The 14,873-nt window shown below is 39.0% G+C and carries 9 protein-coding genes; 5 read left to right on the forward strand and 4 right to left on the reverse strand.

All coding sequences use genetic code 11. The features are described 5' to 3' along the window. Positions 1-174: 174 nt before the first annotated feature. The 3 genes from QE177_RS05320 to pncB all read right to left on the reverse strand — a co-directional run bounded on the left by QE177_RS05320 (position 175) and on the right by pncB (position 4,438). Complete coding sequence (locus QE177_RS05320) at positions 175-1,305, reverse strand: porin (protein WP_280551756.1); 1,131 nt, start codon at positions 1,303-1,305, stop codon at positions 175-177. Between the two features lie 306 nt (positions 1,306-1,611). Continuing rightward, on the reverse strand, positions 1,612-3,012 hold the full coding sequence (gene asnS, locus QE177_RS05325) for an asparagine--tRNA ligase (protein ID WP_280551757.1): 1,401 nt from the start codon (positions 3,010-3,012) through the stop codon (positions 1,612-1,614). Between the two features lie 196 nt (positions 3,013-3,208). Continuing rightward, positions 3,209-4,438, reverse strand: a complete 1,230-nt coding sequence (gene pncB, locus QE177_RS05330; protein WP_280551759.1) for a nicotinate phosphoribosyltransferase — start codon at positions 4,436-4,438, stop codon at positions 3,209-3,211. A 337-nt stretch (positions 4,439-4,775) separates the two neighbouring features. On the opposite strand from pncB, the gene pepN reads away from it, so the two are divergent. From pepN to QE177_RS05345, 3 genes are all read left to right on the forward strand, one after another. Next, positions 4,776-7,397 carry an aminopeptidase N gene (pepN, locus tag QE177_RS05335; protein WP_280551761.1) on the forward strand — a complete coding sequence of 874 codons (2,622 nt, stop codon included), beginning with the start codon at positions 4,776-4,778 and terminating at the stop codon, positions 7,395-7,397. Positions 7,398-7,703: 306 nt separating this feature from the next. Next, positions 7,704-8,714, forward strand: a complete 1,011-nt coding sequence (gene pyrD / locus QE177_RS05340; protein ID WP_280551763.1) for a quinone-dependent dihydroorotate dehydrogenase — start codon at positions 7,704-7,706, stop codon at positions 8,712-8,714. Positions 8,715-8,942: 228 nt separating this feature from the next. Then, positions 8,943-9,491, forward strand: coding sequence for a cell division protein ZapC (locus QE177_RS05345; protein ID WP_280551764.1), 549 nt, complete (start codon positions 8,943-8,945; stop codon positions 9,489-9,491). Positions 9,492-9,604: 113 nt separating this feature from the next. On the opposite strand, the gene QE177_RS05350 is transcribed toward QE177_RS05345, so the two are convergent. Beyond that, positions 9,605-10,714: a YcbX family protein gene (locus QE177_RS05350; RefSeq protein ID WP_280551766.1), complete on the reverse strand. Its 1,110-nt coding sequence runs from the start codon at positions 10,712-10,714 to the stop codon at positions 9,605-9,607. A gap of 102 nt (positions 10,715-10,816) precedes the next feature. Between QE177_RS05350 and rlmKL the strand changes: the two genes are divergently transcribed. Next, positions 10,817-12,934, forward strand: a complete 2,118-nt coding sequence (rlmKL, locus tag QE177_RS05355) for a bifunctional 23S rRNA (guanine(2069)-N(7))-methyltransferase RlmK/23S rRNA (guanine(2445)-N(2))-methyltransferase RlmL (protein WP_280551768.1) — start codon at positions 10,817-10,819, stop codon at positions 12,932-12,934. 3 nt (positions 12,935-12,937) lie between these two features. Beyond that, positions 12,938-14,848, forward strand: a complete 1,911-nt coding sequence (locus tag QE177_RS05360) for an ABC transporter ATP-binding protein (protein WP_280551769.1) — start codon at positions 12,938-12,940, stop codon at positions 14,846-14,848. The last annotated feature ends 25 nt before the right edge of the window (positions 14,849-14,873 follow it).

Below are 14,873 nucleotides of genomic sequence, written 5' to 3' on the forward strand. Positions count from 1 at the left end.
CCAACACTCTGCGCTAAAAATAAGGCAAACTTGTGATATTAGTTTAGGTTGGTATTGTCTAGTTAGTAACAATATTTTAACAGTTAACTTAGGTTGCTAAAAAAAGCAGCGCTAAAGCGCTGCTTTTTAGATTTACGTTTTCACTTTTACCGTTAAATCACCGCTAAGCGATAATTAGAACTGGTAAACTAAGCCTAAACCAACCAGGTTGTCTCTGCCAATACCATATTTATCAGCAAAGCCATTGCTGCCATTGATTAGGTTAATTTTGTAATCAACAACTGCGGTCAGGTTTTTGTTGAAATAGTAGAAAGCACCTAAAGAAACGTATTTCACTAAGTCTTGCTTCTGCGAGTAGGCAGCATCAGTTAAATCTTTGCCTTTAGACTGCACATAAGCGATAGATGGTTTCAAACCAATTTCGTCAAACAGATACTGACCAACCAATTCAAAGTTTTCAGTTTTGTTAGCGATTTGTGTCATGTCGATACCATCAACTGTTCTACCAAATCTGGTCATATTACGGGTTTCGCCGTACATGGCTGCTAGATACAGGTTGTTGGCATCATATTTGATACCGGCGTTCCAGCCTTCAGCACTATTACCACCAGCACCGCTTAAATCTTTATTAGCATCAGTCATGCCACGATTGGATTTAGCGTAACCAGCGCCCAGCGCCACGCCCCAGCCGATATCATAGTTAGCAGCCAGACCGAAGCCATCACCATTATTTTTCAGGTAATCTTTGCTACCTGATTTGTTGCTTTCCGTATTTTTGCCTTGGTACTGTAGGGCGAAGTTCAAGCCATCAACCAAACCAAAGAAATCAGTGCTACGGTAAGTTAACAGGTTACGGTTACGGCCAGTCAGGTAGCTGTCAGCTTGAGACATAGAGTCTGCACCATAAAGAGGCAGAACGTCAGTCCATGCGTTGACATCATACAGAACACCGTAGTTGCGACCATAATCTATTGAACCAAAGTCAGCAATTTTCAAACCGGCATAAGCTAGACGGTTTGTGTTTTCGTTCTCAGCTTCACTTTTGTTGGTTTTAGTTTCCCACTCGAAACGACCAAAACCAGTCAGTTGATCAGAGATTTGAGTATCACCTTTAATACCAAGACGAACACGCGAATCATCGCCTTCATCGCCACCACTGCTTTTGCCAAAGAAGTGACGAACGTCAACTTTACCGTATAGATCCAGTTTGTTGCCGTCTTTGTTATAGATTTCAGCTGCGTTTGCTGTACCAGCTCCAGCTATCAACGCCGGGATAACTATTGCAAGAATATTGCGCTTCATCATTATTATTACCCTCATTGGTGTTATTCGGACACCTGCCACTGCCAAAAATAAATTCCCAACCATTGGGAACTATCTCTAAGAGTTTAGTGTCGTCTCGTTTCTGCGTCCAGTGTTCCATTGGTAAAAATTTTTATCTACCCTGAAAATGATACAAAAATACAATATTTGTAACAAAAAGAAATAATGTGTTTCAAAATGTAAATAAAGGGGAACTTTTTGATATTTATCATAAATAGAAATAAAAAGGCCAGTGGTATACTGGCCAGTTATGATTAAAATATTTATTCGTTTTATAAGATTAAATATTTAAAAGCTCGCGTTACGTGGAGTACGCGGGAAGGGGATGGTTTCACGAATATTTTGTACCCCAGTGACATAAGCAACTAGGCGTTCAAAACCAAGCCCAAATCCGGCGTGGGGCACAGTACCATAGCGACGCAGATCGCGATACCAACTATAATCTTGTTGGTTAAGCCCCATTTCGTCCATCCGCGCATCCAGTTTATTCAATCGCTCTTCACGCTGAGAGCCACCAATAATTTCGCCAATACCAGGCGCTAATACATCCATGGCAGCAACGGTTTTATTATCATCATTCAGACGCATATAAAAAGCTTTGATATCTTTTGGATAATTCTTAACCACTACGGGGGCTTTGAAGTGTTGCTCAGCTAAATAACGTTCATGTTCCGAAGAGAGATCGATACCCCAAGCCACTGGGTTTTCAAAGGTTTGCCCCGATTGCTCCAGCACTTTGATGGCATCGGTATAGTCGATTTGGGCAAAATCTGAGGCAATAAATTTTTCCAACCGGCTGATCACTTCTTTATCGATCCGGTCAGCAAAAAAGGTTAAATCATCATAGCGTTCTTGCAAAACCGATTTGAAGACATACTTTAACATTTTCTCAGCTAGCGAGGCGATATCGTTCAAATCGGCAAAAGCAACTTCCGGTTCAACCATCCAGAATTCAGCTAAATGGCGGCTAGTATTCGAGTTTTCTGCCCGAAATGTTGGGCCAAAGGTATAAATTTTGCTTAAGGCACAAGCATAAGCTTCACCATTTAGCTGACCGGATACGGTAAGAAATGCTTCTCGGCCAAAAAAGTCTTTATCAAAATTAATATCACCTTTCTCAGTGCGAGGAATATTTTGCAAATCTAATGTTGAGACACGAAACATCTCACCGGCTCCCTCGGTATCGGAGGCGGTGATAATGGGTGTTGAGACCCAAAGGTAGCCTTCTTCGTGAAAGAAACGGTGAATTGATTGGGCTAGCGTATTGCGAACACGGGCAACGGCGCCGATGAGATTGGTGCGCGGACGTAAATGTGCTACTTCGCGTAAATATTCAACGCTATGACGCTTGGCAGCCATGGGATAACTATCCGGGTTTTCTACCATACCGACGACGACAACTTGAGTGGCAGATAATTCAAATTGTTGTCCTTGACCTTCCGATGGCTTCACAATGCCGGTTACTTCAACCGAACAGCCGGTGGTCAGGTGTAAAACGTCATTTTCATAATTATCTAGTTCATTATTTACAATAGCCTGTAATGGATTAAAGCAGGAACCGTCATAGATGGCGAGGAATGAGAAACCGGCTTTTGAATCTCTCCTTGTACGTATCCAGCCACGAACGGTGACTTCTTCGCCTACCGCTACACGGCCTTGTAGTACTTCGACTACAGGCGCTATGTTCATAAAATACTCTCTTTTGCTATTTAGTTGTTTAAAGTTGTTTGATCCCGCTTGGGAAAGGCCTTATGTTACTTGTCCACGCGTAGGAAACAAGTAAAAAGAGCAAGTTTAAAATGGGAATAACCAGATGAAAAGACCTTTGTAATAAGAATTTAATTTACCTGGATGCGACAATCAACAAAATAGCTTGCCATAATAATCAGTTAGGTTTGTCATCAACCCGCTTGGTTATATTGGGAATATCAAAGGCTTTTTTCAAGCGATCAATAAATTCATCGTCATCACAGATAGTTTTTCCTGGACTATCAGACAACTTAGCAACTGGCTTACCATTACATTCCACTAATTTAATCACAATATTAAGTGGTTTTACCTGAGGAATATTACAGGTTAAACGGGTTCCAATACCAAAAATAAGGTTAATACGTTTATAAAAATGTTTATAAAGGATTAACGCTTTTTGCAGGTCAAGGTTATCTGAAAAAACCAGGGTTTTACTCATCGGATCGATGGCTAGTTTTTTATAATGACGAATTGCTTTTTCACCCCATTCTAACGGATCTCCCGAGTCATGCCTTAATCCTTGATAACGATTAGCAAAGGTAGCATCGAAGTCACGCAGGAAAGCATCCATCGTAATACAATCCGTTAGGGCAATGCCTAATTGATCGGGATATTCATCCAGCCAACTTTGCAGCGCAACGCGTTGGCTATTAGCCAAATCCTCACTAATTTGTTGATGAGCTTGAAACCACTCATGAGCTTGAGTACCCACCGGTCTAAGTTGTAGTTGTTCGGCCAACTTATAATTACTTGTACCAGTAAAATAAGGAAAATGGTTTTTGAGCTCATTAACAATAGCGGATTGCACTGTACGAGAAAAACGTCGACGAGTGCCAAAATCCATTAATTTGAAGTTTGCTAAATCGATATTTTGCATTTTTGCGTCTTGATAGAAATGCTTAATCAATTTATGTAACTGTTCAATGGCATCGTCGGCAGTTACATTGGGAGAACGGTCACGGTGAACCAGTTCGCTGATTAAGGCTAATAGAGGGACTTCCCAAAGAATGACTTCACGCCATGGGCCACTAATTCTGAGTGCTAATTGATTTTCTGGCGTGGTATAAACGTTAACTTGCGTTGGATTAAAGCGAAACGCCTTTAACCAATCAAGATAATCAGTTTTAAAAAAAGGTAGACCGCGCAGATAGTGGTATTCAGTTGCTGTTAATGCGATGTGTGCCATTAAATCTATTTGTTGGCGTACAGCTTGGGCATAGTTACCAAGTCGTTCATCACTACGGCAACGAAATTCTGCCACTACCGATACATGGTTATAGTGATGAAAAACGGCTTGTTGCATATGCAGTTTATAAGCATCAGTATCTAGTAGTGATGTAATGATAGGTGGTGCATCTAAATTCATAATGCGTTAGCTATCCTCGCGGAAGCATTACTCTCGACTTAAAGATAAAATATGCCAGAGTATACCTGTTGATGCTAGTAAGAGTGAAGGCTGTTGTATATATATTTCTGGCCTAGTTATAAAAAATTCTAATCATCTATTTGATATTATCAACTTATTTTTATATTGACAGCGCTTTTGCCGCAATCAATAACCTATTAATCAGGACTAGCAAGAGTGAATAATAATCACAGGTACATGATTTATGATCAAAAGAAACAAGTTTTAAGATATCATTATTGCCAAATAATTAACCACATTGACACATAACAATAATTGATACAGGTAAAAATTTATTATGACGCAACAGCGACAAGAGAAATATCGTCAGGATTATCAGGCGCCTGATTACACTATTACAGATATTGAATTAGATTTTGAGCTTGATCCAGCAACCACCATAGTTACCGCTATTAGCCAAGTAAAACGATTAAATGCACAGGCTAATCGGTTGATACTCGATGGTGAAAACTTGATTTTGCATACGATTCATATTGATGATAAGCCATGGAGCGCCTATCGGGAAGAAGCTGGGAAATTAATTATTGAGTCAGTGCCTGATAGTTTTGTCCTTAAGATCGTTAATGAAATAAATCCACTAAAAAATACCGCGCTAGAGGGGCTTTATGTGTCAGCTGATGTCCTTTGCACTCAGTGTGAGGCAGAAGGTTTCCGTCATATTACCTATTATTTAGATCGGCCAGATGTGTTAGCGCGTTTTACAACCTCTATTACCGCCGATAAAACCCGTTATCCTTATTTGCTTTCCAATGGCAATCAAATTGATAAAGGAGAAAAGGAAGATGGCCGTCATTGGGTAAAATGGCAAGATCCTTTCCCTAAGCCGAGTTATCTTTTCGCCCTAGTAGCAGGTGATTTTGACGTCCTATATGATAATTTTGTTAGCCAAAGTGGCCGAAATGTAACGTTAGCACTTTTTGTCGATAAGGGTAATCTAGATCGTGCCGACTGGGCAATGGTGTCGTTGAAAAACGCCATGCGGTGGGATGAGACACGTTTTGGTTACGAATATGATTTAGATATTTACATGATTGTTGCTGTTGATTTCTTTAATATGGGGGCGATGGAAAATAAAGGACTCAATATTTTTAATGCCAAATATGTGTTAGCAAAAACAGAAACGGCAACGGATAAGGACTATCTAAATATCGAAGCGGTGATCGGTCATGAATATTTTCATAATTGGACGGGTAATCGTATTACTTGCCGTGACTGGTTTCAATTAAGCCTTAAGGAAGGATTAACGGTTTTTCGTGATCAAGAGTTTAGTTCGGATTTGGGTTCTCGTTCAGTAAATCGGATTGAAAATGTCCGGCTGATGCGCGCGCAACAATTTGCTGAAGATGCCAGTCCAATGGCGCATCCTATTCGTCCAGAAAAAGTGATTGAAATGAATAATTTCTATACTTTGACTGTTTATGAAAAAGGGGCGGAAGTTATTCGAATGCTGCATACTCTGTTAGGTGAGGAGCTATTTCAGGCGGGTATGAAACTTTATACTGCTCGTCATGATGGTAGTGCAGCAACCTGTGATGATTTCGTCCAAGCTATGCAAGATGCCTCTAATATCGATCTGACGCTATTTTGTCGTTGGTATAGCCAATCGGGTACACCTTTAGTGACGGTCAGAGATGAATATTTAGCGGATAAGCAGCAATATTTACTGCATATTAGCCAAACCACAGCGCCAACGGCAGATCAAGCAGAAAAATTACCCTTGCATATACCACTAGATATCGAGCTGTATGATACCAAAGGTCATGTTATTCCCTTACAGCATAATGGTCACGCTGTGCACTCAGTGCTTAACGTGGTTAAAGCACACCAGACTTTTGTTTTTGATCAAGTTAATTCGCGGCCGATACCTTCATTATTGCGTGAGTTTTCCGCACCCGTGAAATTGGATTATCTATATACCGATGAGCAATTAGCATTTTTGATGCAATATGCTAGTAATGAGTTTGCTCGTTGGGATGCGGCGCAATCACTACTAGCAATTTACACTAAAGACAATGTGGTACGCCTACAGCAAAGGGAAGATTTAATATTACCGTTGCATATTATTGATGCATTCCGAGCGGTTTTACTTGATGAAGCCTGTGATCCGGCTTTAAAAGCGCAACTATTTACTTTGCCATCAGAAAATGAAGTCGCCGAGTGGTTTGAGATCATTGATCCAATAGCGATCCATGTTGTTATTAACTTTATTAGCCAAAAATTTGCCACTAAAATGGCGGCTGAATTTATTGCCGTTTATCATGCCAATAAAGTGACCGAGTATCGGATCGATCATGGCGATATTGCCAAACGTTCTTTGCGAAATAGATGTTTATTTTACCTGGCTTTTGGCCATGATAAGCAACAAGCTGATAAATATGTATCCGAGCAGTATTATCAGGCTAATAATATGACTGATGCGATGGCGGCATTAAATGCTGCTACGGCGGCACAATTACCGAGTAGTCAACAGCTTATGGCAGAGTTTGAACAGCGCTGGCGCCATGATGGTTTGACAATGGATAAATGGTTTATGCTGCAAGCTAGCAGTCCGGCTAAAAATGTTCTGACAACGCTACGTTCTTTGCTAACTCATCCAACATTTAGCATGGAAAATCCTAACCGAGTACGTGCACTGATAGGGGCTTTTGTTGCCCAAAACCCCTCGGCGTTTCATGCTGAAGATGGTACTGGCTATCAATTTTTAGTGGAAATGTTAACGATTTTAAATAGCAGTAATCCGCAAGTTGCTTCGCGTTTAATCGAACCATTGATTCGTCTAAAGCGCTATGATGAAACACGGCAAAATCGGATGTATCTAGCGTTAAAACAGTTACAAGGATTAAGCGATCTTAGCGCTGATCTATTTGAAAAAATTACTAAGGCGTTGGAAAACCAATAGCATTTTATTTTTTTACTAAATTGCTAGTATTTTCCTTAATCAAAACGATTAGTCAAATAAGATATCCCTTCTTTTGCAAGATTATCTGGCGGGATATCTATTAGTTCACTTTTACCTATTATTTTTAAAAACTTAAATGACAAAAAGCAGTGTCATATTAGGCATATTTAAATTATCATGATCATCTGTACATACCATTTGAGTTTACTGATAAATTTAGCAGTAGACTGTTTTATAGAGTAAAAAGCGGCAAATGGTTTCTACGACTAAATAATTTACATTATCGATCAAAATAAGGTACAGCTAATGTTTTATCCCCTTATCCGCAAGGCGCTATTTCGTTTAAATCCAGAACAAGCCCATGAAATTACCTTCCGGCAGCTTAAATACATCATGCATTCACCGCTCCAGTTTATGATCCGGCAGTCGGTCAATTTTAAACCAACGACTTGCATGGGACTAACATTTAAGAATCCATTGGGATTAGCGGCCGGTCTTGATAAAGATGGCGAATGTATAGATGCTTTTGGTGCGATGGGATTTGGTTTCGTAGAAATAGGAACGGTCACACCTCGCCCACAGCCAGGTAATGATAAACCTCGGCTATTTCGCTTGGTTGAAGCTGAGGGCCTGATTAATCGCATGGGTTTTAATAATCTAGGTGTTGATAACTTAGTTGAGAATGTTAAAAAAGCAAAATACGACGGCATTATTGGTATTAACATTGGTAAAAATAAAGATACACCGATTGAACAGGGTAAAGAGGATTATTTAATTTGCATGGAAAAAACTTATTCCTATGCAGGTTATATTGCGGTCAATATTTCTTCACCTAATACGCCAGATTTAAGATTATTACAATATGGCGAGGCATTAGATGATTTATTGCAGTCAATTAAAAATAAACAACACTTATTAGCAGAACAACAGCAAAAGTATGTTCCTGTGGTAGTAAAAATTGCGCCTGATTTAACGGAAGAAGAGATTATCCAAATTAGCGATAGTTTAATTCGTCACCAGATTGATGGTGTTGTGGCGACAAATACCACTTTAGATCGGAATTTAGTGAAAGGATTAAGATATTCAGAGGAAGCGGGTGGTTTAAGCGGCCGTCCTGTGCAATTGAAAAGTACTGAAATCGTTCGTTTATTGGCAAAAGAATTAAAAGGGCAGTTGCCAATCATCGGCGCTGGTGGAATTGATTCTTTGGTTGCAGCTAGAGAAAAATTGGCAGCAGGAGCATCATTATTACAAGTTTATTCGGGATTTATTTATCACGGACCTAAATTAATTAAAAATATTGTTAATTATATTTAATCTTAATTTAGATCATAAAAAGGTAGGCAGCTTTTTTTATTCATTAATATTTATTTTGTAATCTGATAATTTATTAAATTCAGGATCTTCTTTGAATATCTTTACATAAAAACTCGAAATTTTTTTTATTATTTCTATTATTTATTTATAGCAATACTTTTTTATCTTAATTTTAATTTGTATGGATTTTAAGTTAGTAAATAGAGTGATCAGATTGAGGGGTGATAAATGAAAATAAAACCCAATAATCAGTGGCGCTGGTATTACGATGATGAACATGAAAGGATGATGTTAGATTTAGCTAATGGAATGTTATTCCGTTCATGTTTTCCAGCAAAAATGTTGGTTGCATCTGCTTATGGCGAAATGATTTTCAATATTGATGATGCGGGGTTATATCATTGTATTGAAGAACAGGTGCAAAAATTATCACTTTCTAATGAGCATAGTGCGGAATTGATTTTAAATGCATTAGTTGCTTTTCGTTTTTTAAAGCCGCAGATGCCTAGAAGCTGGTATTTTTTACCAGTACATTGCCATGATGATTTGGTGTTAGGGGATGTTGTTCAGGTTCATATTGAAGATAGCGGACAACAAGCGTTGTTTTTAGTGGCAGAAGCAGGAAAATATGCCAGCTTATGTTTATTAATTGAGCCTAAATTAGTATTGAAAGATCGGGTAATGCGGTTTTGTGACCCGATTAAGATTATGAATAATCGTTTAATGATTTATCAACCACCAGCCAATAGTTTATTATATGAAAGGGCTGTTTCATAAAACATAACCTGAATTAATCAATATTCAAGGTTTATATAATAACTAAATTGCAAAACATCTTTTAACCAACAGTAAATATCCATCATTCATTGATGACGAATGATGGATAAGGATTAGTTTAATAATAATTTAATATTTGTTTTCGGAATGCAGCTACAACTTAAGATAATTCCATCTTCTTTGATTGCTGTTTTTGTTAACGGGATCACTTCTCCTGCTATTAGTTTCATTTTACAACAACCACAAATACCTGCTCGACATGAATAAGGAATTTTTAAGCCATGTTTTTCCAATTGTTCCAAAATAACCATTTGGTTATTAGCTAAAAATTCTGTGCCATTAACATTGATTAATAATGTTGTTTCCTGTTCTGGATTAACTATTAGGGCCTGGCTATTTTTTACTGCCCTATACTGTTTTGGCTGTTTTTTAGTTAAGATTTTTACCGCATCACCAATCCGCATCAAACCGCTATTTTTGGCAATGGCATTTTGGCCAAAATCAATTTCACCATTCTCGTCAGTGCGGAAATTTTTTAGTGTAGTTAATGGCTCCCCAGTTGGATGTTGTGCGCCATGATCAACATCAACGGTCGTCAAAATGCAGCGGCTACAAGGTTTGACCAGTTCGAAAATAACCTCACCGATTTGTATCGTTTGCCAGCTATCTTCAGCGAAAGCCTCTGCACCTGTGATGATCAAATTGCCTCTAAATTGTTCTATGTTGATTTTAGCAGGGCATAATTGTTGAACTGCTTTAAATGACGCTTGATTAATAAGAAGATAAGGATAGCCATCAGCAAATGAGAGCGGAATGGTTGGAAATCTTTTTATTCGGCGGCTGGGTATGTTACCTAACCATCTTAATTGAACGGTAAAATTAAAATATTGCGACAGCCATTGATTAATCTTTGTTGGTGCGGCAAAGGCGGTAAAATGATTTCCCCACACTTCTGTTGGCAACGGATCATTAATAAAATCTTTATATAAAATAGTTGCTGTTTGATTATCAGGTGCCTGTATTTGGATACCATTATCAAGTATTATTGGCTTAAATAACAGCATTTGTGGATATTGCCGCGCAGTAATGAACCCACCTTGATCATTGGTTACCATAAAATTGCGATCGAAAACCAGGCCACTATTTTCTGCATAAGCCTTTGACAAACGAATGCCTTTCATTGATTTAACGGGATGGATATAAAGACGAGATAACCGGATCATTCTTAACTCCTGTTTAAGCGCAATAATTTTGCTAGTAACTTTATGATATGTGCGCAGGGTTAGCTATAATGTGCAGCAATTTTTTATTTAGGTGACAGCGATATGAAAGCTCTGTTTGCTACTACAGCATTTGGACTGGAAGAATTACTTAAAAGTGAACTGGAAGTATTAGGCGCAAAGCAGTGTCATATTGCACCAGGGGGCGTGCATTTTCAAATTGACGAACATGGCATGTATTTGAGTTTGTTATGGAGTCGTTTAGCCTCAAGGATTTTATTACCCTTAACTCGCTGCCCGGTTTTGAGTGATCTTGATCTCTACCTTGCAGCACAGACAATTGATTGGCCGGCTTTATTTACCGTTAATGATACTTTTGCCGTTTATTTTAATGGCACTAATCAAGTTATCCGCAATAGCCAGTATGGCGCTCTACGGGTGAAAGACGCTATAGTTGATAGCTTTCAGCGTAAAATGAACAAGCGGCCTAATATTGCCAAACAGCAACCCGATATACGCATTAATGTCCATTTATATAAAGATAATGCCACAATATCATTAGATCTAAGCGGTGATCCGCTCCATATTCGTGGATATCGTAGTTTGGCAGGGCAAGCGCCTATCAAAGAGAATTTAGCCGCAGCAATTGTTTTACGCTCAGGTTGGCTGCCTGGCTCGCCAATGATTGATCCGATGTGTGGTTCCGGCACACTTTTAATTGAAGCAGCAATGATGGCTTGTGATCGTGCACCTGGTTTAGCGCGACAAGTTTGGGGATTTCAGCGTTGGTCAGCTTATAATCCAACGCTTTGGGCTAGGGTAATTGCTGAAGCAGAAAAACGTTTTCAAACAGGTATCCAGCAAGCTACTGCGCTTTTCTATGGTTTAGATATTGATCGCCACATTTTAGAACTCGCCAAAAAGAATGCTAAACAAGCGGGTGTTCAATCCTTAATAAACTTTCAACATGCTGATGCGGCTAAGTTGGAAAATCCATTTACCTTTGCCCAACAGGGTTTTATCATCAGCAATCCACCCTATGGTGAGCGTTTAGAAAGTGAACCTGCATTAATCGCACTTTATAGTCTATTAGGTAGGGTAGTAAAAAGTCAGTTTCCTGGTTGGCGTTTGTCACTATTTAGTGGTTCGCCAGAACTATTAGCCTGCTTAGGACTACGAGCTGAACGTGAGTTTAAAGCTAAAAATGGACCGTTAAATTGCCTGCAGAAAAATTATCTTTTATCCGCTAAATCCGTTGGTGTTCAGGCCATGGTTGGCGAAGATTTTGCTAATAGGCTGAAAAAAAATGAGAAAAAACTTAATAAATGGGCAAAGCAACAGGGGATTGATTGTTATCGAATTTATGATGCAGATTTACCTGAATATAATGTCGCCGTCGATCGTTATGGCGAACATATTGTTATTCAAGAGTATGCTCCACCAAAGAATATAGATAGCCATAAAGCGAAACAACGTCTGTATGATGTGATTAGTGCAACTATGCAGGTTTTGGCGTTAACTTCCACACAATTAGTGTTAAAAACACGCCAGCGCCAATCAGGTAAGCAACAATATGAGAAATTATCCCAACAGGGTAAATTTTTATTAGTCCATGAATATAATGCTCAATTATGGGTAAATTTGACCGATTATCTGGATACAGGATTGTTTTTAGATCATCGTTTGGTGCGTAAAATGCTAGCCAACATGAGTAAAGGAAAAGATTTCTTAAATTTGTTTGCTTACACGGCATCGGCGTCGGTACACGCGGGTCTCGGTGGTGCTCGTTCAACCACCAGTGTTGATATGTCGCGCACCTATTTAGAATGGGCAGAAAAAAATTTACAGACTAATCAATTAACCGGACAGCAACATCGGCTTATTCAGGCCGATTGTTTAAGTTGGTTAGCACAGACGACAGATGAATTTGATTTGATTTTCATTGATCCACCCACTTTCTCCAATTCAAAACGTATGAATACTACCTTTGATGTGCAACGCGATCATATCAACTTGATGATGCAGATTAAGCGCTTGTTGCGTCCTGATGGTACAGTTGTATTTTCTAATAATAAGCGTGGTTTTAAGATGGATATGTCAGGGATTACTCAATTAGGATTAACGGCTAAGGAAATCACTCAGCAAACTGTTTCACTTGATTTTATACGTAATCGCCAGATCCATAACTGCTGGCTGATTGGTCATGCAGATGAGGAAAAGTAATTTATGTCATTAATTAATATGTCAGCTGCCTATCTGGCTTTTAGTGATGCACCATTATTAGATAATACAGAGTTGCATATTGAAGATAATGAAAGGGTCTGCTTGGTTGGTCGTAATGGTGCTGGCAAATCAACCCTAATGCGTGTATTGACCAAAGAACAACCGCTTGATGATGGACAGGTCGTTTATCAACAAGATCTACAAGTTGCTCGTTTACAACAAGATCCACCGCGTGATATCGGTGGTACGGTTTTTGATTTTGTCGCTGAAGGTGCTAAAGAGCAGGCAAATTATATTAAGTCCTTTCATAAAATAACCAAAATGGTCGAGCAAGATCCCAGTGAAAAGAATCTTAATAAGTTAGCGGAATTGCAAGAGATATTAGATCGCGATAATTTGTGGTTACTCGATACACAAATTAATGATGTGATTAAGCAATTGCAATTACCAGCTGATAGTCCATTATCTGCTTTGTCCGGCGGTTGGTTACGTAAAGCTGCGTTGGCGCGTGCCTTAGTTTGTGGGCCACGCGTTCTTTTTCTTGATGAACCAACCAATCATCTGGATATTACTACTATTTTGTGGTTAGAAAATTTTCTTAAAGATTTCCAAGGTAGTATCGTGTTTGTCTCTCATGATCGCTCTTTTATCCGCCATATGGCAACGCGCATCATTGATCTTGATCGGGGTAAATTAGCTTCCTGGCCCGGTGATTATGACGATTATCTGACCAACAAGGAAGAAGCATTGCGGGTAGAAGAGCAACAGAATGCTGAATTTGATCGCAAATTGGCGCAGGAAGAAGTTTGGATCCGCCAGGGAATAAAAGCACGTCGTACCCGTAATGAAGGCAGAGTAAGAGCATTGAAATCCTTACGGCAAGAACGTTCGCAACGTCGTGAGGTACTTGGCACAGCAAAGATGCAGGTTTCTGATGCAAGTCGTTCTGGCAAACTTGTGTTTGAGCTTGAAAATGTCAATTATCGCATAGGTAAGAAAGTGTTAATTGATAATTTTAGTGTACAAGTACAACGGGGTGATAAAATTGCGTTAATTGGCCCTAATGGCTGTGGCAAGACAACATTGCTCAAGCTAATGTTAGGGCAACTTGAGGCGGATAGCGGCAATATTTATCGCGGTACCAAACTTGAGATTGCTTATTTTGATCAACATAGATTAACGTTAGATCCCGATAAAACTGTGATGGATAATTTAGCTGAAGGTAAACAGGAAGTGATGGTTAATGGACAGTCGCGTCATGTTCTTGGCTATTTACAAGATTTCTTATTTCATCCTAAACGGGCAATGACACCGGTACGAGCCCTTTCCGGTGGAGAGAAAAATCGATTATTATTGGCACGTTTGTTTTTAAAACCTAGTAACTTATTAATTCTTGATGAGCCAACCAACGATTTGGATATTGAAACACTTGAACTATTGGAAGAGCTCGTTGATAGTTATAAAGGGACAGTCTTATTGGTTAGCCATGATCGTCAATTTGTTGATAATACCGTAACCGAGTGCTGGATGTTTGAAGATCATGGTAAAGTTGAGCGGTATGTAGGTGGTTTTTATGACGCTTCTTCTCAGCGTGAACAAAAAGTTTCTTTATCACATTCGACTACTAGTAAAACCAATATTAAGGACGTAGAAACAACTAAAGAACAGGCAAAACGAAAAAGTAATAAAATTAGTTATCATTTATTGAGGGAACTAGAAGAATTACCGGTACGGTTAGAAGCCTTAGAAGCTGAAATTGCCAGATTGCAATCTCAAGTTAGTGCTCCAGAGTTTTTTAATCAGCCCCATGTTGTCACTGAATCAGTATTAAAAGCGTTAGCCGAGAAAGAAGCAGAAATGGAAATGACGTTTGAGCGTTGGCAAGAATTAGAATCACTAAAGGATAGCCAATAATTTAGCATTATGACTGTATAGAGGA

It is taken from the genome of Arsenophonus sp. aPb (genome assembly GCF_029873475.1).
Classification (GTDB): Bacteria; Pseudomonadota; Gammaproteobacteria; order Enterobacterales; family Enterobacteriaceae; genus Arsenophonus.